Genomic DNA, 240 nt, shown 5'->3' with positions numbered 1-240 from the left:
GACGAGGCCCACGGTCTCGGGGTACGCGGTCCGGGCGGGCGTGGCCTGCTCGCCGAGACCGGGCTGGCCGGGGCGGACGACGTCGTCGCCACCGTGACCCTGTCCAAGGCGCTCGGCAGCCAGGGCGGTGCGGTACTCGGCCCGGCCGCGGTCACCGCGCACCTGGTCGACTCCGCGCGCTCGTTCATCTTCGACACCGGCCTCGCCCCCGCCGCGACGGGCGCGGCGCTGGCCGCGCTG

The 240-nt window shown here is 78.3% G+C and carries 1 protein-coding gene; it reads left to right on the top strand.

Annotation, left to right across the window (positions count from 1 at the left end):
- A partial coding sequence (locus GTW08_RS06960; protein ID WP_161151604.1) for an aminotransferase class I/II-fold pyridoxal phosphate-dependent enzyme occupies window positions 1-240 on the top strand: 240 nt, incomplete at both ends.

It is taken from the genome of Pseudonocardia sp. SID8383 (genome assembly GCF_009864975.1).
Lineage (GTDB): Bacteria > Actinomycetota > Actinomycetes > Mycobacteriales > Pseudonocardiaceae > Pseudonocardia > Pseudonocardia alni.
The sequence above is the reverse complement of the archived record's forward strand: the minus strand, read 5'-3'. Positions and strand labels throughout refer to the sequence as shown.